Raw genomic sequence first — 23,840 nt, 5'->3', positions numbered from 1 at the left:
TCCGTGCGGGATCCTGCGATGGTGGCAGCCAGCGCAGTGTCGGCGACTCAGTAAGGGGTTAGATCCCAGTGAGCTCCTTGAGATCGCCAAAGACCTCCATATTGTGGCGGAAGGCGCGAGCAGCCTCGTCGAGAACATGCTCGCGCTGCGCCTCGGTGAACTGCAGATTATCCAGCTTCTCGCGGTAGGAGTCCTTATAATTCTTGGGCTTATCGATGCCGATGAAGCGGTAGAAGTTCAACGCCTCCTCATTCACCCTGTAGTGGCGCTTGAGCATCACCGCAATCACTTGGCCGCCCGAGAGATCGCCCAGATAGCGCACATAGTGATGCGCGAGAGCCGCCGGTCCATCGGCCAGTGCGCCGATCTCCGCGAGGCGGATGCAATAGCGGGCGGTGGCGGGAAACGTGGTGAGATTCTCGCGCCACGCATCCGAGCCATGCAGGGCACGTAGGTCTTTGCGCAGTTGCGGTAGACGCATCAGCGTCTCGTCATAGATGAGCGCGAAGATCGGGTCATTTTGCAGGCCGCGGCTCATGGACTCCAGTGCGGCATAGAACTGATAGGTCTGCTCCAATAAGGCGGTGTAGGCGGCGACATCGAGTTCGCCGCCGACCATCTTTTTGATGAACTCGGCGTTTTCCGCCCGGTTGCGTGTTTGGGCGGTGGAGACCTTCAATGCTAGGGACAAGGGCTCGGCAACAGAGGCAGTCATGGATATCCTTTCACCAAGGGTAGGGCAGTGGAGAACTCCCACGAACCCTGTGCGGTGTGCAGCGAGTAGGGGGGAACTCAACTCTCGCACAGAAAGTATTAGAGCGTAGCCTAACCTTATATTTGTTTGAGGGTGGGGAGTGGGGTGCGTTGAGAATGTCTCGCCCTGCGTGTTCGCTACAGGCGTACACCTTCCGCAAGCCGGTCTGAGCAGCACAAACATGCGCAGGGCTGCTGTGGGAGTAGGTGCGGTAGCCGGCGACGGGGATGACCACCGCCGCGCGCGCGTTAGAGTGTGTGTAGCGAATAGCACCAGTTGAATGAGCCGGCGCGCGGACTATCGCGCGCGGCTTATGAAGTAAAGGGGACACACAACACTATGTTTGAGAGATTTACGGACCGAGCCCGTCGAGTGATCGTGCTAGCGCAGGACGAAGCTCGCATGCTTAACCACAATTACATTGGCACCGAGCACATCCTGCTCGGTCTTATTAGCGAGGGTGAAGGTGTAGCCGCGAAGGCGCTCGAGTCGATGGGTATCTCTCTCGACGCTGTGCGCCAAGAGGTCGAGGAGATTATCGGCCACGGGACCCAGCAAACCAGTGGGCACATCCCCTTTACTCCACGCGCCAAGAAGGTGTTGGAGTTGTCCTTGCGCGAGGGGCTGCAGATGGGGCACAAATACATCGGCACCGAGTTTTTGCTGCTCGGCCTCATTCGTGAGGGCGAGGGCGTAGCCGCGCAGGTGCTGGTGAAGCTCGGCGCGGATCTGTCGCGCGTGCGTCAGCAGGTTATCCAGCTGCTCTCCGGCTATGAGGGCGGCCAAGAAGGCTCCGAGGACGAGGGTGGCGCCGCACCTGCCGGTGGCAAGGTGCTCGGCGCCGGTGCAGCCAGCGGCGGCCGCGGTGGCGGTGGCGCTGGTGAGCGTTCTAATTCCCTGGTGCTGGACCAGTTCGGGCGTAACCTCACCCAGGCCGCCAAGGATGGCAAGTTGGATCCTGTGGTGGGCCGTGAGGACGAGATCGAGCGCATTATGCAGGTGCTGTCTCGCCGCACGAAGAATAACCCCGTGCTCATCGGCGAGCCCGGTGTGGGTAAGACCGCCGTGGTGGAGGGGCTTGCCCTCGACATCGTTAATGGCAAGGTTCCTGAGACCCTCAAAGACAAGCAGCTCTACTCGCTGGACTTGGGCTCTCTTGTGGCCGGTTCTCGTTACCGCGGTGACTTCGAGGAGCGCCTGAAGAAGGTGCTGAAGGAGATTAACCAGCGCGGCGACATCATTTTGTTCATCGACGAGATTCATACCCTCGTGGGTGCCGGTGCCGCCGAGGGCGCCATCGACGCGGCCTCGCTGCTGAAGCCCAAGCTGGCCCGCGGTGAGCTGCAGACTATCGGTGCCACCACCTTGGATGAGTACCGCAAGCACATCGAAAAGGATGCGGCTCTCGAGCGCCGTTTCCAGCCGGTGCAGGTTCCCGAGCCGTCGGTGGAGGACACCATCGAGATTCTCAAGGGGCTGCGTGACCGCTACGAGGCGCACCACCGTGTTTCTATCACCGATAGTGCCCTGTCTGCGGCCGCTAATTTGTCCAACCGCTACATCAATGACCGCTTCTTGCCGGACAAGGCCGTGGATTTGATCGATGAGGCTGGTGCCCGCATGCGCATTAAGCGCATGACCGCCCCCGATTCCATCCGCGAGGTGGATGAGCGTATCGCTAGCGTGCGCCGCGAGAAGGAAGCCGCGATCGACGCCCAGGACTTTGAGAAGGCCGCAGGCCTGCGCGATAAGGAGCGCAAGTTGGGTGAAGAGCGCGCCGAGAAGGAAAAGCAATGGCGCTCCGGCGACCTGGAGGACATCGCTGAGGTCAGCGAGGAGCAGATTGCGGAGGTACTCGGCCACTGGACCGGCATCCCCGTATTCAAGCTCACCGAAGAAGAATCCGATCGCCTGCTCCACATGGAAGAGGAGCTGCACAAGCGCATCATCGGCCAGGACGATGCCGTGAAGGCAGTGTCACGTGCCATCCGCCGCACCCGTGCCGGTCTGAAGGATCCGAAGCGCCCCAGCGGTTCGTTCATCTTCGCTGGCCCCTCCGGTGTGGGTAAGACGGAGCTGTCCAAGGCTCTGGCAGAGTTCCTCTTCGGGGAGGAAGACGCCCTTATCCAGATCGATATGGGCGAGTTCCATGACCGCTTCACCGCCTCCCGTCTCTTTGGTGCCCCTCCCGGATATGTGGGCTATGAAGAGGGCGGCCAGCTCACCGAGAAGGTGCGCCGCAAGCCCTTCTCCGTGGTGCTTTTCGACGAGATCGAGAAGGCCCATAAGGAGATCTACAACACCTTGTTGCAGGTCCTCGAGGATGGTCGACTCACCGACGGCCAAGGCCGCGTCGTGGACTTCAAGAACACGGTATTGATCTTCACCTCTAACTTGGGCACCCAAGACATCTCGAAGCCGGTGGGCTTGGGCTTCACCGGTACCTCGGAGATGGACCACGAGGCCCAGTATGAGCGGATGAAGCAGAAGGTGGATGATGAGCTGAAGAAGCACTTCCGCCCCGAGTTCCTCAACCGTATTGATTCCACGGTGGTGTTCCATCAGCTCACCCGTGATGAGATCGTGCAGATGGTGGATCTTTTGATCTCCCGCGTGCGGGATGCTCTCGCCGAGAAGGATATGGGCATCGAGCTCACTGATAAGGCCAAGAACCTCTTGGCGAAGCGTGGCTTCGACCCAGTCTTGGGTGCTCGTCCCCTGCGTCGTACCATTCAGCGCGATATCGAGGATGCTCTGTCCGAGCGCATCCTCTTTGGCGAGGTGGGCGCCGGAGAGATCATCACCGTGGATGTCGAAGGCTGGGACGGCGAGTCCAAGAACACCGACGACGCCACCTTCACCTTCACTCCGCGCCCGAAGCCGCTGCCGCAGGAGACCTTCTCCGAGATCTCTCCCGAGGCTGCCGCTGCTATCAAGGAAGTCAGCGACGCCGCCGAGGAGGACGTGCCTGAATCTGATAACACCGTGGTTCCTGCGTCCGATGACGAGGACCTCTCCAATACCAGCGGTGAGGACGATGACTCCCGCGGCGAGAACAACTAGGAGACAACCATGGGTATTACGTTCCGTAAGCGCAAGAAGGTGGGAAAGAACTCGTGGATTAACTTCTCGGGTTCTGGTGCCTCTACCTCCACAAAGGTGGGTCCGGTGACTTTCAACTCTCGCGGTGGTGTCTGGGTGAATCTGCCGGGTGGCCTCACCTACCGCGGCCGCTGGAAGTAATTCCGCAGCACAGCACGCACTCCCTACTGAATGGCATAGCCCGTTCGGTGGGGAGTTTTTTAGGCTTATCGACGTCACCCTCGGCCCACCTCACTCACTGCTCGGAGGTGAGTTGGCAGGGAGCGGGTAGGGGATAAGAAAACTGCTCTCCTTTCCCCTGTGACGAGATGAGTAGGGGAGGGGCAGTGTTCTAGTGCCGGGTGAGCGTAGAACCGGCTGCGCTTGAGCAGGTTGGGGCGCAGCAGCGCGAAGAGCATCTGCCCGCTGTCGAGGCCGATGAAGATGTCAATAGGCAATCGGAAAGCACGGGTTGGGCCACCAAATCTGCGCCGTTGACAGGGCAGTGATGAACTCCCTCAATGCACAGAGGGAACGCGTAAGTAGGGCTAGTTTGCCGATCGTGTGCTGCGCTGCTCAGCGTTTTCCAACCTGCTCCTAGCGCGGCAGGGCGAAGCGATCGTCGGCTACCGCTTCGAGTAAACCATCATCGATCAGCGAAAATAGTGCCCGCGCCAGCTGTGCCTTGTCCTCCCACACGGCATCGATCTCTGCCCGCTGTACCTGTTTCTGGGCGCGGGCCAAGGCCATGATCTTTCCCCGGACTTGGCGATCGGTTCCCTGGAATTTCTGCACTCGTTTCTTGCTGGCCTCTAGTTCCGCCGCGCTGGGCTCCGGGCAGCCCGCGAGCTGCCAGCGACAGCTTTTCAGCAGAGGGCATTCCGCGCAGCGCGGTGAGGAGGCGGTACAGACCAGTGCTCCGAGTTCCATGATGGCGGTGGAGAGCTCCGCGGCGCGTTCCTCTGCTGCAGCATCGGTACCGGCGGGCAGCAGCGCCTCCACATCGGCCAGGTCCTTCTTGCGAGCAGGTCGGGGCAGATAGCGGCCGTGCACCGCCCGTGAGATGACGCGCCGAACATTGGTATCAACCACCGGAACGCGGCGTCGATAATGAAAAGCGAGGACCGCACGAGCGGTGTAGTCGCCGATACCGGGCAGATCCAGCAGTGCTGCAAGATCGGCGGGAACCTCGCCGTGGTGGCGGTCGGTGATGGCTTGGGCGCATTCCTTGAGCCGCAGCGCTCGGCGCGGATAGCCCAGTCGATCCCAGGCGGTGAGGATGTCTGCGGTGGAGGCCTGCGCCACATCCTGCGGGGTGGGCCAGCGGCGCATCCACGCCTCCCACTGCGGTTCCACTCGTGCCACTGGTGTCTGCTGGCTCATGACTTCGGATACGAGCACGCCCCAAGCACTGGTGTCGGGTGCGCGCCACAACAATGGGCGACGGTGGGTGGCAAACCATGTGAGAAGTGCGGCTGAGTCAATCATCAAAGATGTATAGCCTAGTCGCCCACAAGATCTCGAGTCATAAGTACCCATGATGTCCTATTGAAGTGGAAGAATAGCAATTATGGGTAAAGCTGAAAACCATAAGACGCTCACTCCGCAAGAAGCTTGGGATGTGTTGCAGGAGGGCAATAGGCGATGGCGGGAGATGAGCCCCGCATATCCACGTCAGTGCTCGCAGCGTCGTGAAGAATTGCGCGAGGGGCAGGCGCCGAGCGTATGTGTATTGGCCTGCTCGGATTCGCGTGCACCCATTGAGACCATCTTCGATCAGGGTCTCGGCGATGTTTTCGTGATCCGCACCGCCGGAGAAACCGTGGACAACGCCGTGCTGGCTTCCCTGGAATTCGCGGTGGAGGGCCTCGGCGTGCCGCTATTGGTGGTACTCGGCCACCAGTACTGCGGTGCGGTTGCTGCCACCGTCGGGGCGCTCGATGAGGGCCCCATTCCCGAGCGTTTCCAACGCGAGCTGGTGCAGCAGGTGGCCCCCTCCGTCATCGAGGCCCGCCGCAAGGGTGGTAACACCACCGATGACTTCGAACGTGAGCACGCCCTCCAAACGCTGAAGTCGGTCATTCACCGTATCCCCATCATTCAGGAGCTTGTCGACGCCGGCTCGCTCGGTGTCGTCAGCGCGCGCTACCGCCTCGACGACGGCGTGGTGGAGAAGCTCATCGCCTTCGGCGTGGAGTAGGTTCCGGCCAAGGATTCGGGCGCTGAGCTGTAAGAATGAGACAGACACGCCGGTGCAGTTGCGGGCTGTCTCACAGGGAGTGCAGTTAAGCTAGAGGGCGTGAACACTCCCAGACCGCAGAAGAGACTGCCCGATGAGATCTACATGCGCCGCCGCGTTGCGGCCGTGGTGATCTTGGTTGTCGTCATTGGCCTGCTTGTGTGGATCATCAGCGCGCTGGCTGGCGGGGACGATAACTCCACCGGACCGGATAACGCCGCACAGACCACCGCCACCTCTTCTAGCGATGAGGAGACGAATACAGACGGGGCCGACGCCGCCTCGGAGGAGGCGTCGACAAGCACCGAGACCTCCGCGAAGGAAGAGCCGAAGCCCAGCTGCCGCTTGGAGGATCTAGAGATTCGAGCGGAGATGAGGCAATCGGAGTTCGAACCGAACCAGACTCCGACCTTCTATATGATCGTCAATAATCCCACCAAGGTGGACTGTGCCATTGACCTGAGCAAGGAGCAGCTGCGCTATGAGGTGTATAACCTCGACACCAGCGAGCGGGTGTGGGCGGACACGGACTGCAATCCGCCGGAGGATGACTCCGAAAAGGTCTTCGAGGCAGGAACCGAGACCAACTATGAGGCGCAGTGGTCCAAGACCACCTCGGCGCCAGGGCAATGCGACAACCGGCAGCGGGTGCCCAGCGGCGCCTACTTCCTGCACACCGTCATCGGCGATAATGCCTCCGAGGCTGTGACCTTCAACCTGAAATAGTCGCTAGCGCCGAGAATCGAGAGCCACGATCGCATCCTGGATCGTGGCTACTTCTCTAATATCCATTGATCGGGCGCCCTTCGGTGCACCGGCTGGCAGATTACCCGCGGGAATCACGGCGCGGGTATAGCCGAGGCGGCTGGCCTCCACGAGACGCTTATCGGCGTCTGGGACCCGCCGAATCTCGCCGGCCAAGCCGACCTCGCCGAGCACCACGGTGCGGGAGGGCAGCGGGCGCCGATTCATCGCACTCACGGTGGCCAGCGCCACTGCGAGATCCGCTGCGGGTTCGTTCACCCGCATGCCCCCGACCGTGGCTACATACACCTCCTTATCGTCCGAGCGCTTCTGGGCGCGGGCCGCCAGTACCGCCAGGATCATCGGCACACGGGTGGCGTCGAGGCCGGTGACGGCGCGCCGAGGATTCTTCGATTGCGTGTCTACGAGGAGGGCCTGCACCTCGGCGAGTATGGGGCGGACCCCATCCATGGTGACCGTCACTGCAGAGCCATCGGGGGTGGTGCCCATGTGGGAAAGAAAGAGCCCGCTGGGGTCTTTCACCTCCTTAATTCCGGAAGAGGTTTGTTCGAAACAGCCCACCTCGTCCGTGGCGCCGAAACGGTTCTTCATTCCGCGCAACATGCGCAGCGAGGAGTGCTTATCACCCTCGAAGTTGAGCACCACATCTACGAGGTGCTCGAGTACCCGTGGGCCGGCAACAGTGCCGTCCTTGGTCACGTGCCCCACCAGCAGTACGGGGATACCGGATGCCTTGGCCATACTGGTCAGGGCGGCTGTGACCGCACGCGACTGGGCCACCCCGCCCTGCACGCCGTCGACATCGGCGGCGGTGACAGTCTGCACTGAGTCCACGATCACCAGCGAGGGCTGCAATTGCGTGATGTGGCCAAAAATCGTGTCCAGATCCGACTCAGCCGCAAGATAGAGGCTCTCCCGCAGCCCGCCGGTGCGCTCGGCGCGCATGCGGACTTGCCCCGCGGACTCCTCGGCGGTGACATAGAGGGCGGTGCGGGTGCTCTCTCCCTCACGTTGCGCGGCCCAGCGGGCGGCGACTTCCAGCAGCAAGGTGGACTTTCCCACTCCCGGCTCACCGGCCATCAGCACCACGGATCCGGGCACAATGCCCGCTCCCAGCACGCGATCCAATTCGGAGATGCCGGTGGTCATCGCCAGCGAGGAGGTGGGGTCGATGCTGGTGATCGATGCTGCTGCTGTGGTGGGAGTGAGTCCCTGGGTAGAGCGAGACGATGCTGCGCCGCCGCGTCCCGTGGCGTGCTGGGCGGGGGTGGCTCGCTCCGTCAGCGTGCCCCACTCGCCGCAGCTGGGGCAGCGTCCCAGCCACTTCGGGCTGGAGTGGCCGCACTCGGAGCAGACGAATGCTGTTTTGGGTTTGCGGGCCATGCAGCAGAGCCTTTCTAGACATGGGAAGTGGGCAAGAGAGGGACAGGCGGAGCAGCAGGGCACGCGGGCAGCGCTGCTACGGCGGGCACGCCAGAATGCAAAAATCCGGCATCATCAACTCTTGGAGGAAGTGTTGAGGATACCGGATAGGGTACGCGCCGTGGTGGTTTAGTTCTCCACTTCGCGTTCGCTCATGAAGGTCTCCTGCTGGTTGCCAGTGACGGTGGCGATCATGTCGATCGTGGCGTCATTGAAGGTGAAGGTGACGTTCACGTTGCCGCCGGCGGGGAAGCCCGGGTTATTCACGGTGGAAGTGGCGTAGGTGATGCAGGCATCGTCCTTGCCCGGCTTCTTTAGGGCCTTAATATTCTGCGCGGTATCGGCCACGAGAGAGCAGTTCTGACCCAGCGAGGGATTAGCGGAGAGCTGCACCTCATTGCCTTCCACCTCGACGGACTTAAGGGTATGCGAGGTGCCACTCGGATCCTGGTTGATCGCAGTGAACTTCAGGCCGGTGGTGGCGTCGTCCTCCACAATCACGTGGACATCCCGCACAGCCATGAGGCCATCCTCGGTGCCAGCGGAGGCACCGTCCACAGCGGCAACCTGATCAGAGGTCTGGGAGACCTGTCCGGCACCGCAGGCGGCGAGTGCAAGGGCCGAGAGGCCGGCCACCGCAGCCAGTCCGGCGCGACGGGCTGCCGAGTTCAGTGGATTCTTCACGTTCAATGCCCTCCATCTAAGGCTTCGCATGGATCTAGATTATTAACAGTCACTCTAGCTAATTCTAAGGTTATTCACACAGTTTCTTCCCCGTACGGGGGCGAGACTGAGACGGGTATTACCGCCTGCTTAGGGCACGCTATCCCACGTGTGTCTGCCTCGCGACGACCGCCGCTGCGGGAGGAAAAGCGGGCTGTTCCCGCGGTGATCGTGCGAGCTGAACTGGGCACTCTTTAGCGGCTGTGCTGCGGGCGCGTGCCCGCGGCTGTCGAGCTGCACCCGCCGGTGCGGTGTGATGTAGGAGGCGCTAGGGGAGCGGAGGGGCCCAGACCAGCTAGGCGGGCACCGCAGGTGGCGCTGCTGGCGTGCTAGAATAGACGCGCTTTACGTATCAGTGTCGTGGCGCGGTGCGCGCCGCGAACTGTGGAGCCGCCAACGCAGTGAGTCACACATTTCCCCAGTGAAGAGAGTGCAAAAGGTATGGATTTTAAGGTCGGAGACACGGTCGTCTACCCCCATCACGGTGCCGCCCGCATCGAGGCCATGGAGCAGCGGCAGATGGGAGACGACGTGCTCGACTTCCTCGTGCTGCAGATCCTGCAGTCCGATCTGGTGGTGCGGGTTCCTGCCAAGAACGTGGAGCTGGTGGGCGTTCGCGATGTCGTGGGCGATGAGGGCCTGCGCAAGGTCTTCTCGGTGCTGCGCGATATGGATGTGGAAGAGGCCGGTAACTGGTCTCGCCGCTATAAGGCCAATCAGGAGCGCCTCGCCTCGGGTGATGTGAATAAGGTCGCCGAGGTGGTGCGTGATCTGTGGCGCCGCGATCAGGATCGTGGCCTGTCCGCAGGTGAGAAGCGCATGCTGGCCAAGGCCCGCCAGATCCTGGTGGGCGAGCTGGCCCTCGCCAAGGAGCTGGACGAGTCCAAGGCGGAGGAGCGCGAGAAGCAGTACGCCGACGCCATCGCGCGGCACCGCGCCGCCGCGTCGGGAGTCACCGCCCCGGTGGAGGACGATGACCTCGATGATGTGGACCTCGACGACCTCAACTTCGACGACTAACCCTCAGCCCGCCGCGCCGCCATGTCCCCCACAGTGACTGCGATTATTGCCGCCGCAGGTTCCGGCACCCGCCTCGGTGCGCCGATGCCGAAGGCCTATGTGCCGCTGCGCGGAGTGACCTTGTTAGAACGCAGCATCACCGCGATGCTCACCTCTCAAGTGGTCGATGCCATCGTGGTCACCGTCAGCCCAGACATGGAGGACTACGCCCGCACCTTGCTGCGGAAACGGGGCCTTGACGGCGAGGTGACCCTCGTGCATGGCGGTGCCGAGCGCGCCGATTCCGTATGGCGCGGATTGCAGGCCATCACGCATGAGCAGGGCGTTGTGCTGGTGCACGATAGCGCCCGCGCGCTCACCCCGCCGGGCATGATCGCCCGCGTCGCCCGAGCCGTGGTCCAGGGCGCACCCGCGGTGATCCCAGTACTGCCGGTGGCGGATACCATCAAAGAGATCCGCGAGGTAGACGGGCAGCAACAGGTGGCATCCACCCCAGACCGCTCCACCTTGCGCGCCGTGCAAACCCCGCAGGGTTTTGATTTGGCGGTGCTCCGCGAGGCCAACCGCGCCTATTTCGCCCAGCCGAGTTTTGTGGCCACAGACGATGCCAGCCTCATGGAATGGTTCGGGGTGCCGGTGCGCTGTGTGCAGGGCGATCCCATGGCCTTTAAAGTAACCACCCCCATGGACATGCTCTTGGCCACTCAGGTGACCGATAGCGCAGAGTCCACGATTTTCGAGGTGCCCAGTGACTAGCCCCATCATTCCCCGCGTTGGCATCGCCACCGATGCCCACCAAGTCCAAGACGGCAAAGACTGCTGGATCGCCTGCCTCCTCTTCCCCGGCCAGCCCGGCTGTGAGGGACATTCCGACGGTGACGTTGTGGCGCATGCGCTTGTCGACGCCCTGCTCTCGGCCGCCAACCTCGGCGACCTAGGTAGTTTCGTCGGTGTGGGGCGGGCCGAATATGACGGCGTGAGTGGCGAGCAGCTCCTGCGCGAATGCCGCCAGCTGCTCGCTGAGCACGGGTTTGTCATCGGCAACGTTGCCGCCCAGCTTGTGGGCCAGTCTCCACGACTAGGACAGCGTCGACAAGAAGCAGAAGAAAAGATCTCCGAGATTCTGGGCTGCCCAGCATCCATCGCAGCCACATCGACCGACCACTTAGGCTTCACCGGCCGCCATGAGGGGCGCGCCGCCGTTGCTACCGCCGTGGTGTGGCAACCGTTAGACTAAGCGGCGTGACTTTACGCATTTTTGACACCGCAACCCGTAGCCAACGTGATTTCATCCCCGTGCGGGAAGGGCACGCCAGCGTCTACCTCTGTGGCGCTACCGTGCAAACCATCCCGCATATTGGGCACGTGCGTTCCGGTGTGGCCTTCGATATTTTGCGTAACTGGCTGGAAGCCAAGGGCCTTGATGTGGCGTTTATCCGCAACGTCACCAATATCGACGATAAAATCCTGAGCAAAGCGGCCGAGGCCGGCCGGCCGTGGTGGGAGTGGGCCGCCACGCACGAGCGCGCCTTTACCTGGGCCTATGATCAATTGGGCGTGACCCCGCCCTCGCTCGAGCCGCGCGCCACCGGCCATATCACCGAGATGATCGACTATATCCAGCGCATCATCGATAATGGCCACGGTTATGCCGCCGAGGGCAATGTGTATTGCCAGCCCACCACGATCGAGAACTACGGCATGATCTCCGGCCAGAAGCTCGAGGAGCTGGACCAAGGCGAATCGGCGGGCACCGGCAAGCGCGATCCGCGCGACTTCACTCTCTGGAAAGCCGCCAAGCCCGGTGAGCCCTCCTGGCCCTCGCCCTGGGGGCCGGGGCGTCCCGGCTGGCATATCGAATGCTCCGCCATGGCCACCGCCTATCTTGGCTCGGAGTTCGATATTCACTGCGGCGGGCTAGATCTGCAATTCCCGCACCACGAGAACGAGACCGCCCAAGCGCACGCCGCCGGCGATGGCTTCGCCAACTTCTGGATGCACAACGGCTGGGTCACCATGTCCGGGGAGAAGATGTCGAAATCCCTCGGCAATGTGCTTTCCGTGCCGAATATTCTCGAGCTGGTGCGGCCGGTGGAATTGCGCTACTACCTCGGTTCCGCCCACTATCGCTCCATGCTGGAGTACTCGGAGCAGTCGCTCACTGAGGCCGCCCAAGGCTATCGCCGCATCGAGGCCTTCCTCGATCGCGTGGGCCCGGTGGAGTCCACCACCTGGACCGAGGCCTTCGAGCAGGCCATGGACGATGATCTGGGCGTGCCCGCGGCGCTGGCAGAGATCCACAATGCGGTGCGTCGCGGCAATCAAGCACTGGCCGATGGGCGCACCGAGGACGCCCGCGCCGTTGCCGGTCAGGTGCGCGCCATGGCGGCGGTGCTGGGCGTGGATCCGCAGTCGCCAGTGTGGGCTGCCCGCCGCGATAGCGGCGACTCCGAGGCCACCAAAGCCCTGGACGTCTTGGTCGGAGCCGAGCTGGAGCGCCGCGCCGAGGCCCGCGCCGCCAAGGACTGGGCCACCGCCGATGCAGTGCGTGACCGCCTCCAGGCCGCAGGTATCACCGTGGTAGACGGCAAAGATGGCGCAAGCTGGACTTTAAGCTAAGCTAACCGGATGCGCTGGCACCGGCGCCACCGTAGATGCGAGCCCAGTGACAGTTCATCGCATACGCGGCGTTGCGCCCTGGAGAAGGCACCCGCGGTGTGCGCGAGACGATGTGTGAGGAATAGAAACAATCATGGGACAGAAGAACCGGCACGGCGGCGTTCGTAAATCTAATAAGAAGGGCGCGCCCAAGGGCAGCGGCGGTTTGGGGCGCAAGGCTCTGCGCGGCAAGGGCCCCACCCCGAAGGCCGAGGACCGCGAGTACCACAAGGCCTATAAGGCCAAGCAGGAAAAGAAGCGCCGCGATCAGGGCCGCCACTTTAAAAAGACCACCGTGGATGAGCTGGTCGTAGGCCGCAACCCGGTGGTGGAGTGCCTACACGCCAAGGTACCCGCCCAGACTCTATACGTGGTGGCGGGAACCGCCTATGATGAGCGCCTCAACGAGGCCGTCACCTTGGCTAAGTCCAAGGACATCGCCATCGTGGAGGTGCCGCGCCCCGAGCTGGATCAGATGACCGGCAATGGCCTGCACCAGGGTATTGGCCTGCTCATCGAGCCCTATAGCTACAAAAACGTGGAGGACCTTATCGCCGAGATCGCCGCACTCCCCGAACCGGGCATGGTGGTGTGTTTGGATAACATCACTGACCCGCGCAACCTGGGTGCGATTATCCGCTCGGTGGCAGCCTTCGGTGGCCACGGGGTAGTGATTCCAGAGCGTCGTTCCACCCACGTCACGGGCGTGACCTGGCGTAGCTCCGCGGGCACGGCCGCCCGCGTGCCCGTGTCGAAGGTGACGAACATGACGCGCACCGTCAAGACCTTCCAAGACAATGGCTACCAGGTCGTCGGCCTCGATGCCGGCGGCGATCACACCCTCGATACCTACGATGGCACCACTCCCGTGGTGATCGTGGTCGGCTCTGAGGGCAAGGGTATTTCTCGGCTGGTGCGGGAGAACTGTGACACCCTGATGTCCGTGCCCATGGCGGAGTGGGTGGAATCACTCAACGCCTCCGTGGCAGCGGGCGTGGTGCTCAGCGAGTTCGCCCGCCAACGCCGCGTCGGCCACTAGTAGCAAAACGCAGCACTACGCAGCAGCGCCTCCCGGTGTTTATTCGGGAGGCGCTGCTGCGTGCTGCGAAGAGGATATCCGCGCGGGGCTAGCCTGCCCATTGGGCATAGAGGCTGGCGTAGTGCTCCCCATTGGCGATGAGCTCCTCGTGCGTGCCGTCTTCGATGATGCGGCCCTGCTCCATGACGAGGATGCGATCAGCGCTGCGGGATTGATCGAGCCGGTGTGCGATCACCAAGGCGGTGCGGCCCTCGACGGCGCGCTGGGCGGCGGCCTCGAGATCTTGAGCATAGTCCGAGCCCGCCTCCGAGGTGGCCTCGTCCAGGATGAGAACGGGCGGATCCACCAAACTGATCCGGGCCAGCGCTATCTGCTGCATCACCTCTGGGGCGAGGTCCTCGTGCCCAGCACCGACCTTGGTGTCGAGTCCCTGGGGCAGCCAGCGCTGCCAGAGCGGAGACCGCGGCTGCAGTCCTGCGGCCGCCAGAGCCGCCATGAGCTCTGCGTCTTTCGCGCCGGGCCGAGCAAGCTGCAAATCCTCTCGCAAGGTGCCCGAGAAGACGTGCATTTCCTGGTTGGCCATGCTGATATGTCGCGCCACCCAGTTGTGCGAGACCTCCGCGGTGTTGATGCGGCCGGTGGGGGTGTCTACGTAGATGGCGCCGCCACTGGGCTCGAGCAGCCCGCTCAGCAACTGGGCGAGGGTGGATTTTCCGGCGCCGGAGGTGCCCACGAGCGCAGTGGTGCTGCCGGCCTCGAGCGTGAGGTTGAGGGGTTCAATCACATTCGATTGGCCGCCGTCATAGCTGAAGCTCAGATTCTCCACGGTGATCGCGGGAGGGGTGGTGAGATCCTCCTCGTTATCGTCCTTGTCCTGGCCGCTGAGCAGCGCCAAGGACACCGCGCGGCCCAAGGAGGTAGAGGCCGATTGGATCATGCTGGCGAAGTCGAGCACATTGAAAATATGAATTTCCATGCGGAACGCCAGGAGGATCACGGCAGCCGCTTGGCCGGGGGTGATGATCTCCTGCACCGCCATCCACGCGCCCAATGCGGTGGTGGAGAGCAAAAGAATCGAGAATCCGACATAGCCGCCGCTGAGGATGCGCGCATTGAGAGGAATGATGATGCGCTCGGCGTTGATGACCTGCCACGAGGTAGTAGTCATGCGGTGACGGGCCCAGCGGGACAAACCATAGTTGTGGATAGTGTCGAAACCCCGGATCGAGTCGAGGAGCACGTTATTGCGCTGCGCTTCGGCGGCAGCGGCACGGTTGACCGCGGCGGGTAGCTCGCTGAGCGAGCGGCGCAAAAATAGCCCCACGGGCACGGCCACGAGCACCCAGCACAGCAGGAACGCGGGGTGGATCGCCACCGTGGCGATGAGCGTGAGCGGAAACATCACCAGGGTGATCACCAGCCGCGCCCCAACCATGGTGACGGTGCGGTAGAGGTTATCGATATCGCGCGTCAGACGGGTGATCACATTGCCCGTGCCGAGCTCCAGAATGCGTGGTGCGGGGGCGCGGAGCACGGCCGAAAGACAGCGCTGGCGCAGCTCAACCGAGACCGTGCGGGTGAGAATGGACAACATATAGACCACGAGCTCGGTGGTGAACATCCGGGCTAGGGTGAGCGCGCCGATGGCGATGAGTGCCCAGGTGACCGCGGAGGGGCCGGAGCCAAAAATACTGAAGGAGCGCCCCGAGAACACGTCGATGGAGCGGCCCATGATGACGGAGCTGAGGTTTTGCGCCGCCACCGTCACAATCGCCACGGCCACCAGCAGTGCCCACCACCAGCGGCGGGGATAGGCGCGCAGGCTACGCAGATAGCGCAGGCTCTCGCGGGGAGTAGCGGGGGCGAGAGCATCGGCCCCAAGATTCTCGCTCTGGCTCATGAGGCGTCCTCCTTGTCCTGGGTCGCAGCGCGAGCGGGTGTGTCCTCGGCAGCGAGGATGCGATCGGCGGCGTGGCGCCATGCCCGCGAGCTGCTGATCACCACGGTGAGCTGGGCGGCACGTTGCTGCTTCACGTTGTGTATCACCCGCGAGAGCGTCACCGCGTCGAGGCCGGTGGTGGGTTCATCGAAGATGAGTACCTCGGCGTCGCTGAGTACGGCGCGGGCCACGCCGATGCGCTGGCGCTGCCCGCCCGAGAGATTCAACCCGGCCTCGCCGATGGCCCCGGTGGGCAGCTCGCCATGGGGCCCATAGCCGCCGAGGCGGCGCACGATGTCTTCACAGCAGGCGACGTCGAGGGCGTGGCGTAGTTCCGCGTCGCCGTGGCTGTGCTCGGGGTCCAAGTTTTCCCGCAGGCTCGTGGCGAAAATGGTGCTCACATGCGGCACCCGCAGCCCTGCCCAGCCGGGATCGCTATCGGCCACGACCAGGCCGGTGGCGGAGGTAGTGGTGTAGCGCTGTGCGGCGCTCGTGGTATCGAAGCCCGCCACGAGCTGGTGAATACGGCCGGCGGAGGTGCTGGCGCGGGCCACGGTTTCCACCGAGAGCCCCAGGGCCTTACCACTGATAAATAGTGCCGGTGGGGCACTGAGCATGATCGTCATGAACTCGCCAGCGGTGATATCGCCCGAGCTCACCAAGGTTCCGGCCAGAGCCACGCAGGCCACAATGAACACCACGGGGACGAACTGCCGGGCAAGCGAGGCATAAAACGCGATGCGAGCGTCGTGAAGCATGGCCCGCAGCGAGTGGGTGGCGGCCTCATCGAATCGCTTCTCGCAGGTATCGACCGCGCCGAGCCCCTTGATCACGCGGGAGCCCTGGGCAAAATCGGTGCCTAAGGAGACAACGTGAGCCTCAGCGGTGCGGCGCGAGGACGCAACCTGAGTGATGAACCGGCCGGTGTACATCGAGGCGGCGAGAGTGGTGAGGCCACCGAGGGGGATAAGCAGGGCTAGGCGGTAGTCGATGGGAATCGCCACGATCGTGGTGGCGAGGAGCATCATCACCATCTGCAGCGGGAAAGTATTGAGATACTTAGTTAGCGAGACGGTGTGGGAGTCCTCGTCGATGGTGTTCATCACCGTGCCCGGTGATGTGTGCAGATCATGGGCGCTTAAGAGCCGCTCAACCACGGCATTACGGATGCGGTGCACGAGACGGACACGCCCTAGCTCCACGAAGGCGGCGCTGTGTATCTCGGCGATCCAGCTGATGACGTAGAGAACCACGATGATCAGTAGGGGAATGAGCACCTCTGTAAAGGAGATGGCCTCGCCGAGGAGACGATCGGTGATGACACCAAGCAGGCGTGAGACCACGACAGACAGAGGGGTGATCAAAAGCCCCAAGGCCAGCGAAAGCGAGGTGACCTTGGGGAAGGAGAAGAAGGCGCGCCACGTGGCGCGAGTATTACCCGGCCACGGGCCTTCTGCCGCAGAGCGAACGAGGGCGATCTCTTCTTCCTCGGGTGGGTTCGTGGGCGCGAACCACAGCCACGTAGGAAGCGGGCGCGGCCTCGTGAGCTGAGAAAAAGATGTCCGAGCCATAATGCCCAAGCTACAACACGATAGTGAGATAGCGCACTAAAGGTTGCTCTGTGCTCGGCATGCGAGCACAGCAGGGTGTTAGGACACGGTGGCGGACTCTGTCTGCGGGGCCGGCTGGAAACGGAAGTGGCTTTCGGACTGGCGCGACTCGTGGGTGGGAGTCAAGGGAATGCCGGCTCGTTCCCGCAGGATGAACGCGCAGAAGAAGCCAACGCACGAGGCGACGACCAGGTAGACGCTCACAGCGAAGGTCGTGCCGGTGGCGCCCACCAGCGCCGCAGCGATGGTCGGGGCGAAGGCGCCGCCCACGATCGAGCCGAAGGCGTAGGTGATGGACACGCCCGAGGCGCGGATAGAGGCGGGGAAGAGCTCGGCGTACATGGCGGACTGTTGGCCATAGGTCAGGCCGAGGCCAACGGTGAGCAGAATGAGCGCCATGTAGAGCTTGCTCACATCGCCGGTATTGGTGAGCGGGAAGAGGGCAGCGGCACCCACGGCCTGCAGCACGAAGCCGATGAGATAGGTGCCGCGACGGCCGATATAGTCCGAGACCCAGCCCGCGAACAGAGTGAAGATCATCCACGTGAACGCCGAGACGGTCACAGCATTGAGCACCACGGAGCGTTCAATGCCCACATTGTCGCTGGCGTAGTTCTGAATGTAGCCGCCGGCCGTCATATAGCCCACGGCGGAGTTGCCGGCGAAGATGAGGGCGCCGGTGATGACCACGGGGAGGAAATTCTTGAAGAGCACACCGATGGGGTTGGTCACTTCGTCCTGCTTGCGTTCGGCGATCTCGGAGAACACCGGGGATTCGTCTACCCCGCGGCGCACGAAGTAGCCGATCACCACCAGCACGATGGAGAAGAGGAAGGGGATGCGCCAGCCCCACTCCATGAAGGCATTACCGGGTGCGATATAGGTCATCATCGATAGCGCAGCCGAGGACATCAGCAGACCCAAAGGCACACCGATCTGCGGGCCGGCGCCGTAGATGCCGCGCTTATTATTCGGGGCGTGCTCAACGGCCAGCAGCACTGCCGAGCCCCACTCACCACCGGCGGAAATTCCTTGGATGATGCGCAGGGTAATAAGCAGGATCGGGCCCCAGATGCCGGCGGTCTCATAGGTGGGCAACAGGCCAATGAGGGTAGTGGCCAAGCCCATGGCGAAGAGGGTGATCATGAGTACTACGCGGCGGCCGACGCGATCACCGTAGTGGCCAGCGAGGAAGGCGCCCAGGGGGCGGAAGAGGAAGGACAGGCCAACGGTGAGGAAGGCGATGACCGTGGCCAATCCACCCTCGAGGGAGCCGAACATGGTGGTCTTAAACACCAGTCCGGCAACCGCGGCATAGAGGAAATAGTCATACCACTCGATGGCAGTGCCGATAGTGGTGGCCGCGAGGACGCGGCGTCGCTCGGCAAAGGAAATGCCCTGAGTGTGTGGTTCGTGTGCCATATGTATATCCGTGAGGTAGGAGGGATTTATGGAAATTGACGCAAGTATATTTTCAGCCGCCCTCCCAAGCAACTGCGGGATGCATGACATGGGAGGTCGAATCGCGAGTCCAGAGCACCCTGAGGGAGGGTTATCTAGCCCGCGTTGTCGCGCATGTTGTGCGCTGACTCACTAAACACTAGCAAACGTTATTGATTTGTAATATTTATCCGCTGTGCACCAGCATCGCTGTCGCGGCGCGTGCGGTGTGCATCGGGAGTGAGTGAGGGGGCAGGGCGAGGGGAAGGGGATAGCGAAAAGTGCACGCCGAGCGTTCGAAACGCTGCGGTCGTGCACTCAACACAAAGATGCTGCCTTAGCGGGGCCTTAATAGGGATTTAGCTGGGCTTTAGCGGGGATCGCAGTGCGGTTCCTGTATGTACTGCGTGTGTTCCGCCGAGGTGATGCGGCGGCCCCGAACCGCGCCGATGCCGCGGCATACGAGATAGATGAGAAAGGACAGCGTAGTGACAAAGACCGAGACGGGAAGGCCTGGGGCGAGCGAGAGAATAATGCCGCCCACCGCAGATATTTCCGCAAACAGGGTGGAATAGATCACGGCCCGCACGGGGTGGGAGGTGATCTGCACGGCTGCCGCGCCGGGAGTGATGAGCAGGCTCATCACGAGCAGGGCACCCACAATCTGCACCGACTGGGCGGCGGTGAGGCCAACCAGAACTGCGAAGCCCACAGCCACCCAGCGGGTGGGGATGCCGCTCGCGGCGGCCAGCTGCGGATCGGCGCTGGCAAAGAGTAGGGGCCGCCAGAAAATCACCACGGCCCCCACCACGACCACGACCACGGCGGCAAGAAGCCACAGCGAGGCGGAGGAAACGCCCACGATTTGGCCCGTGAGAAGGGAAAAGGCAGTCGAGGTTTTACCGGGGTAGAGGTGAATGAACAGCACGGACAGGCCCATGCCGAAGCTCATCACCACGCCCACGGCGCTGTCTTGGCGTTTCATGCCCAAAAGTGCCAAGACAACCGCGGCGATCACGGAGCCCACCACGGCTCCCATGCCGATATTGATTCCGGCCAATAGTGCGGCGGAGGCGCCCATCAGTGCGAGCTCCGAGGTGCCATGCACAGAAAAGGACATCTGCCGCAGCACAATCAAAGGTGTCATCACACCGGAGACGATGCCGAGCAGGGCGGCGGCGATGAGCGCATCCTGCACGAAGCCGACGCTCAGCAGGTAGGCGGTGTCTTCCATGAGAGTAGAGATAGTCATTTACACCACCACCAAACGGCCATCGACCTCGGCGACCGTGACCTTGGTTCCGTATAGCTCACTAAGAATTTCAGAGCGCATCACCTCAGAGACGGTGCCCAAGGTGTGGCCCCTGGGGCCGATGTAGAGCACGCGGTCGGTGACCGAGAGAATCGGGTTAATCGAGTGCGTCACAAACACCACCGCCATGCCGGCGCGGCGCCGCTCATCTAGGCGTTGCACCGTCGCGCTCGAGGCGCGGAAGTCGAGCGAGAGCAAGGGCTCGTCACAGAGCAGCAGCTCGGGGTTGCCGCCAAAAGCCTGCGCCTGACGAATCAGCTGCTGCTGTCCGCCGGAGAGTCGACCCACGCGTGTCGAACCGAAGCCGCTTGCCCCCACCATGTCGAGGAGCTCATCAACTTGGCCGGCCCGGGGGCGGCGATGCCGCAGCACCCCGTGCGCCAAGGACAGCGATACCAGGTCGCGGGCGCGCAGTGGCAGCTCGGGATCAAACATTCGCTGCTGGGGAATGTAGCCGATCTTATTGGTTGCGAAGATCGAGCCTGAGGAGAGTGCTCGGTTGCCCATGATGGCGTGGAGCAGCGTGGATTTTCCCACACCATTGGGGCCCAATACGGCCAGAAACTCCCCTGGCGCGAGATCAAAAGAAAGATCGTGCCATAGGGGAGTGACCGCCGCGCTAGTCAGCGAAAGAATCATTGCTGCAATTCTAGCCTTCGTCTCCGCCGGCCCTGAGGCGATGATCGTCCCAGGGCTGGCGGGTTGGCGTTGAGGTAGGTGAAAGAGGGGCTGGCCTACTTCTTAATCTGTTCGGCCTTCTCCTTCAGCTCCTTGACGATGTTGTCGAGGAAGTCGAAGAAGTTCTCGCCCTGTGCGGGGGTCTCGGTGATTTCCACGATCGGAATATCCTGCTCCCCCGCGGCGTCGCGCAGGCGCTCGGTGTACTCGGTGGAGGTCTCCGGGGTATCGACCATCAGCTCCACCTCGCCACCGTTGACAGTCTCCAGCGCTTCGGCGAGGGCTGCTGCCGAGGGCTCCGAGTGGTTCAGGGTGGCCTTGCGGTAATCCTTGGGGGTCACATCGTGGAACTCGGTGTGCAGGAAGAGCTGGTCTGCGATCGGGTGAGTCTGCAGGAAGTGAATGTGCGGCAGCTCGTGAAGCTGATCGTGCAGGCTGTCCATGCGCTTATCGACGCGCTGTGCATCCGCATCAACCTCAGGGTGATCCTTCTCCAGACGCTGGTCCAAATCGTTTGCCACGGACATCACGAGCTTCGGGTTGAACCAGGAGTGCTCGTTCTCGGCGGCTCCAACGAGGGAGTGACTGTGGTCGTGGTCGTGGCCGTCTTCGCCTTCGTGGCCGTGGCCGTGGTCGTGGGCAGCTTCGCCCTCATGGTTGTGGCCGTGGTCGTGGGCAGCTTCGCCTTCGTGGCTGTGGTCGTGGTCGTGGGCGTCCTCGCCCTCATGGCCGTGGTCGTGCCCATGATCGTGACCGTGGTCGTGGTCATGGTGGTGCTCGGTGAGCGGCAGGGCGTGGATGATCTTGTCGTTGTTATCGAGGGCGTTGTAGAGCCAGGCGTCGTAGCCGCCGCCACCGACGATGACATAGTCGGCTTCTTCAACCTTGGCCATGTCAGAGGCGGTGGGTTCGAAGGAGTGGGGATCGATGCCATCGCCATCGATGATCGGGGTGATGGTGACGTCGTCGCTGTCCACTACCTCGTCGGCCACATCGGACCAGATGGAGGTAGAGGTGACGATGGTGATGGCGTCAGCATTCTTGCTGGAATCCGAGGCCGAGCTAGAGTCGGCCGAATCGGAGGCTGAGGAACATCCGGCTAGTGCAAGGGCACTGGCACTGGCGATACCAATGAGGGCTTTTAGGTGCTTCATACTCAACAGTGAACGTGTACTGAAAAGCATTGTCAACTGGAAATCAGTGAAAATGGGCGGCGTGCTAGATTTTGGCTATGGCCACCAACTCTCGCAGGCGTAATAACGGGCGCAGTAGCACCGGCAGTAGAGGGACTCTTGCCTCCATAGCGGCGGAACTCGGCATCAGCCGCACCACGGTGTCGAATGCCTATAATCACCCCGAACAGCTCTCTGAGGCACTGCGCGAAAAGATACTGGCCACCGCGCGTCGCGTGGGCTATACCGGCCCCGACCCCACCGCCCGCTCGCTGCGGATGAAGAAGACAGGCAACGTGGGCGTGCTCCTTACCGAGCACCTGCCCTATGCCTTCGAAGATTCCGCCTCGGTGGACTTTCTCGCCGGGCTCGCGGAATCCACCGTCGGTCGCGATGTGGCTCTCACCCTCGTGCCCTGTGGTCCAGAAACCAGCGAGGATAAGGACCTCGCCGCGGGAGTGGTGAACTCCAGTTCTGTCGACGGATTTGTGGTCTACTCCGTCTCCGCTGCTGATCCTTATCTGCATGCGGCGCGGCAGCGCGGACTGCCGCTGGTGGTCTGCGATCAACCCGACCGGTATGAGGACCTGCCCTATGTGGGTATTAATGACTACGACGCGATCGCCCCGGCCGCCCAGGCGCTGATCGACGCCGGCCACCAGAAGATCGGCATCCTCTGTATCCGCTTGGCCAATGTGCGTCATGACGGCATGGTCGATGAGCAGCGCCTGCGCACCGCCACCATGAATGTGCAGCAAGATCGAGTGCGCGGCGCACTCGATGTGCTGGCGGCCGCCGGTATCGATCCGGCGACGGTGCCGATTGTGGAGCGCCATATCAACGATCACGAGAACAATGTCGACGCCGCCCGCGAGCTACTGAGCTCTCATCCCGAGCTCACTGCGGTGCTGTGCACCACCGATTCTATGGCTATCGGGGTGCTCGAGTATGCCCGCTCCCAGGGGCTCTCGGTACCTCAGGATCTCTCGGTCACTGGCTTCGATGGCACCGCCGTGGCATTGCTGCGCAACCTCACCACGGTGATCCAGCCCAATAAACTCAAAGGCAAGACCACCGGCGAGCTGCTCAGTGCAGTCATCGACGCCGCCGAGGGCGGCGCGGAACCGGAATCCATTCGGGTGCAATTGGAGACCACCTTCAACGAGGGCTCCACCGTTGCCCCGCCACGGTCCTAGGCCCCGCCGCCGACCGTTGGAGCACTATTTATAGTCGCGGCGTGCCTCGTAGAGGGCGGTGAACATATCGGCAACGGCCTCGAGATCGTCCTCGAGGTGCATATGTGCTGCGCTCTCACCCGCTCCCACTTTGACACCCAGGTCGAAGTCGCCCAGGGCGCGGAAGCCATCCTCGTCGGTGACATCATCGCCGGCGAATACCACGCAATCGCAGTTCAGCTGCTCGCGCACCGCATCGATCCATGTCCCTTTGTTGATGTCCAGCATCGCCAGCTCGATGATGTTCTTGCCGCCCTTGACAATCACATCTTCACCGGAGAGCACCTCGCGGGCGCGGGCCAAGGCGTTCTCGCGCTTCTCGGGGTTGTCCATGCGGCGCACATGGAAGACGCGGTGGAAGGGTTTGCGCTCAACATACGCGCCGGGATAGTCCTCGGCCACTGCCTCGAGCGCCGTGGTGCAGCGCTGCAGAACAGTGACCTGCTCGTCGCTGAGCGTCACCGGTGAGGAGGAGGATTCAGCGCCATGCGAGCCCACCAGCATGATGGGGGCGTTGAGCTCCACGAGGGAGGTGAGATTGTCCAGGTCGCGGCCGGACAGGATAGCCACGAAGGTATTGGGCAAAAGGGCGAGCTCCTCGAGGGTGTGCATGGTGCGTGTGTTGATGGGCACCTGCGTGGGATCGTCGGCAAAACCGGCGATCGTGCCGTCGAAGTCAGAGACCACGAGGAGCTTGATGCTCTTGGCGGCGTCGATAATGCGGTCGGTCATGCTGCTCATAGCCATAGGGCC

General features: G+C 62.6%; 21 protein-coding genes. 10 read left to right on the top strand and 11 right to left on the bottom strand.

Translation table 11 applies throughout. From position 1 onward, the window contains the following. Window positions 1–58 precede the first annotated feature (58 nt). Entirely contained in the window at window positions 59–715 is a 657-nt protein-coding gene (locus GBB18_RS05100; RefSeq protein ID WP_192795929.1) for a heme oxygenase (biliverdin-producing), read from the bottom strand. Window positions 716–1,093: 378 nt separating this feature from the next. Between GBB18_RS05100 and GBB18_RS05095 the strand changes: the two genes are divergently transcribed. Then, the gene (locus GBB18_RS05095) at window positions 1,094–3,817 is read left to right on the top strand and encodes an ATP-dependent Clp protease ATP-binding subunit (RefSeq protein WP_151640941.1); all 2,724 of its coding nucleotides are present in this window, start codon (window positions 1,094–1,096) and stop codon (window positions 3,815–3,817) included. Window positions 3,818–3,826: 9 nt separating this feature from the next. Then, on the top strand, window positions 3,827–3,997 hold the full coding sequence (locus tag GBB18_RS05090; RefSeq protein ID WP_151529835.1) for a DUF4236 domain-containing protein: 171 nt from the start codon (window positions 3,827–3,829) through the stop codon (window positions 3,995–3,997). A 435-nt stretch (window positions 3,998–4,432) separates the two neighbouring features. Here the strand turns inward: GBB18_RS05090 and GBB18_RS05085 are convergent, their stop codons facing one another. Next, window positions 4,433–5,323: an A/G-specific adenine glycosylase gene (locus GBB18_RS05085; protein WP_151640940.1), complete on the bottom strand. Its 891-nt coding sequence runs from the start codon at window positions 5,321–5,323 to the stop codon at window positions 4,433–4,435. Window positions 5,324–5,405: 82 nt separating this feature from the next. Between GBB18_RS05085 and GBB18_RS05080 the strand changes: the two genes are divergently transcribed. Both GBB18_RS05080 and GBB18_RS05075 read left to right on the top strand, forming a co-directional pair. Next, complete coding sequence (locus GBB18_RS05080) at window positions 5,406–6,035, top strand: carbonic anhydrase (protein ID WP_151640939.1); 630 nt, start codon at window positions 5,406–5,408, stop codon at window positions 6,033–6,035. A gap of 99 nt (window positions 6,036–6,134) precedes the next feature. Then, entirely contained in the window at window positions 6,135–6,800 is a 666-nt protein-coding gene (locus GBB18_RS05075) for a hypothetical protein (protein ID WP_225990241.1), read from the top strand. 3 nt (window positions 6,801–6,803) lie between these two features. On the opposite strand, the gene radA is transcribed toward GBB18_RS05075, so the two are convergent. After that, on the bottom strand, window positions 6,804–8,222 hold the full coding sequence (radA, locus tag GBB18_RS05070; RefSeq protein ID WP_151640938.1) for a DNA repair protein RadA: 1,419 nt from the start codon (window positions 8,220–8,222) through the stop codon (window positions 6,804–6,806). A gap of 168 nt (window positions 8,223–8,390) precedes the next feature. After that, the gene (locus GBB18_RS05065) at window positions 8,391–8,945 is read right to left on the bottom strand and encodes a hypothetical protein (protein WP_151549858.1); all 555 of its coding nucleotides are present in this window, start codon (window positions 8,943–8,945) and stop codon (window positions 8,391–8,393) included. A 480-nt stretch (window positions 8,946–9,425) separates the two neighbouring features. Between GBB18_RS05065 and GBB18_RS05060 the strand changes: the two genes are divergently transcribed. The 5 genes from GBB18_RS05060 (at window position 9,426) to rlmB (ending at window position 13,701) form a co-directional block, all read left to right on the top strand. Beyond that, window positions 9,426–10,004, top strand: a complete 579-nt coding sequence (locus tag GBB18_RS05060) for a CarD family transcriptional regulator (RefSeq protein ID WP_151529823.1) — start codon at window positions 9,426–9,428, stop codon at window positions 10,002–10,004. A gap of 21 nt (window positions 10,005–10,025) precedes the next feature. Then, entirely contained in the window at window positions 10,026–10,760 is a 735-nt protein-coding gene (gene ispD, locus GBB18_RS05055) for a 2-C-methyl-D-erythritol 4-phosphate cytidylyltransferase (protein WP_151529822.1), read from the top strand. Then, a complete protein-coding gene (gene ispF / locus GBB18_RS05050) occupies window positions 10,753–11,241 on the top strand; it encodes a 2-C-methyl-D-erythritol 2,4-cyclodiphosphate synthase (RefSeq protein WP_151549859.1) in 489 nt (162 codons plus the stop codon). The genes ispD and ispF overlap by 8 nt, the downstream gene beginning before the upstream one ends. Window positions 11,242–11,246: 5 nt before the next feature. Then, window positions 11,247–12,623: a cysteine--tRNA ligase gene (gene cysS / locus GBB18_RS05045; RefSeq protein ID WP_151640937.1), complete on the top strand. Its 1,377-nt coding sequence runs from the start codon at window positions 11,247–11,249 to the stop codon at window positions 12,621–12,623. Window positions 12,624–12,756: 133 nt separating this feature from the next. Further along, the gene (gene rlmB, locus GBB18_RS05040) at window positions 12,757–13,701 is read left to right on the top strand and encodes a 23S rRNA (guanosine(2251)-2'-O)-methyltransferase RlmB (protein WP_151529819.1); all 945 of its coding nucleotides are present in this window, start codon (window positions 12,757–12,759) and stop codon (window positions 13,699–13,701) included. A gap of 88 nt (window positions 13,702–13,789) precedes the next feature. Here rlmB and GBB18_RS05035 read toward each other — a convergent pair whose 3' ends face one another. The 6 genes from GBB18_RS05035 to GBB18_RS05010 form a co-directional block, all read right to left on the bottom strand. Next, a complete protein-coding gene (locus GBB18_RS05035) occupies window positions 13,790–15,601 on the bottom strand; it encodes an ABC transporter ATP-binding protein (protein ID WP_151640936.1) in 1,812 nt (603 codons plus the stop codon). Further along, the gene (locus tag GBB18_RS10840; protein ID WP_151640935.1) at window positions 15,598–17,211 is read right to left on the bottom strand and encodes an ABC transporter ATP-binding protein; all 1,614 of its coding nucleotides are present in this window, start codon (window positions 17,209–17,211) and stop codon (window positions 15,598–15,600) included. Before GBB18_RS10840 ends, GBB18_RS05035 begins: the two co-directional genes overlap by 4 nt. 78 nt (window positions 17,212–17,289) lie before the next feature. Next, window positions 17,290–18,672 carry an MFS transporter gene (locus GBB18_RS05025; protein ID WP_151640934.1) on the bottom strand — a complete coding sequence of 461 codons (1,383 nt, stop codon included), beginning with the start codon at window positions 18,670–18,672 and terminating at the stop codon, window positions 17,290–17,292. 388 nt (window positions 18,673–19,060) lie between these two features. Further along, a complete protein-coding gene (locus GBB18_RS05020; protein WP_151640933.1) occupies window positions 19,061–19,942 on the bottom strand; it encodes a metal ABC transporter permease in 882 nt (293 codons plus the stop codon). Then, window positions 19,943–20,641 (bottom strand): metal ABC transporter ATP-binding protein, encoded by a 699-nt coding sequence (locus GBB18_RS05015; RefSeq protein WP_151640932.1) that lies wholly within the window; start codon window positions 20,639–20,641, stop codon window positions 19,943–19,945. It lies immediately after the preceding gene. 95 nt (window positions 20,642–20,736) lie between these two features. Continuing rightward, window positions 20,737–21,834, bottom strand: coding sequence for a metal ABC transporter solute-binding protein, Zn/Mn family (locus tag GBB18_RS05010; protein WP_151640931.1), 1,098 nt, complete (start codon window positions 21,832–21,834; stop codon window positions 20,737–20,739). Between the two features lie 77 nt (window positions 21,835–21,911). Between GBB18_RS05010 and GBB18_RS05005 the strand changes: the two genes are divergently transcribed. Next, window positions 21,912–23,048: a LacI family DNA-binding transcriptional regulator gene (locus GBB18_RS05005; protein WP_151549866.1), complete on the top strand. Its 1,137-nt coding sequence runs from the start codon at window positions 21,912–21,914 to the stop codon at window positions 23,046–23,048. Between the two features lie 24 nt (window positions 23,049–23,072). Here GBB18_RS05005 and otsB read toward each other — a convergent pair whose 3' ends face one another. After that, entirely contained in the window at window positions 23,073–23,834 is a 762-nt protein-coding gene (otsB, locus tag GBB18_RS05000; protein WP_225979240.1) for a trehalose-phosphatase, read from the bottom strand. Between the last annotated feature and the right edge of the window lie 6 nt (window positions 23,835–23,840).

The sequence above is a fragment of the Corynebacterium sp. 11A genome, from assembly GCF_008930935.1.
Lineage (GTDB): Bacteria > Actinomycetota > Actinomycetes > Mycobacteriales > Mycobacteriaceae > Corynebacterium > Corynebacterium megadyptis.
This window is presented reverse-complemented; position numbering and strand designations above follow the sequence as displayed.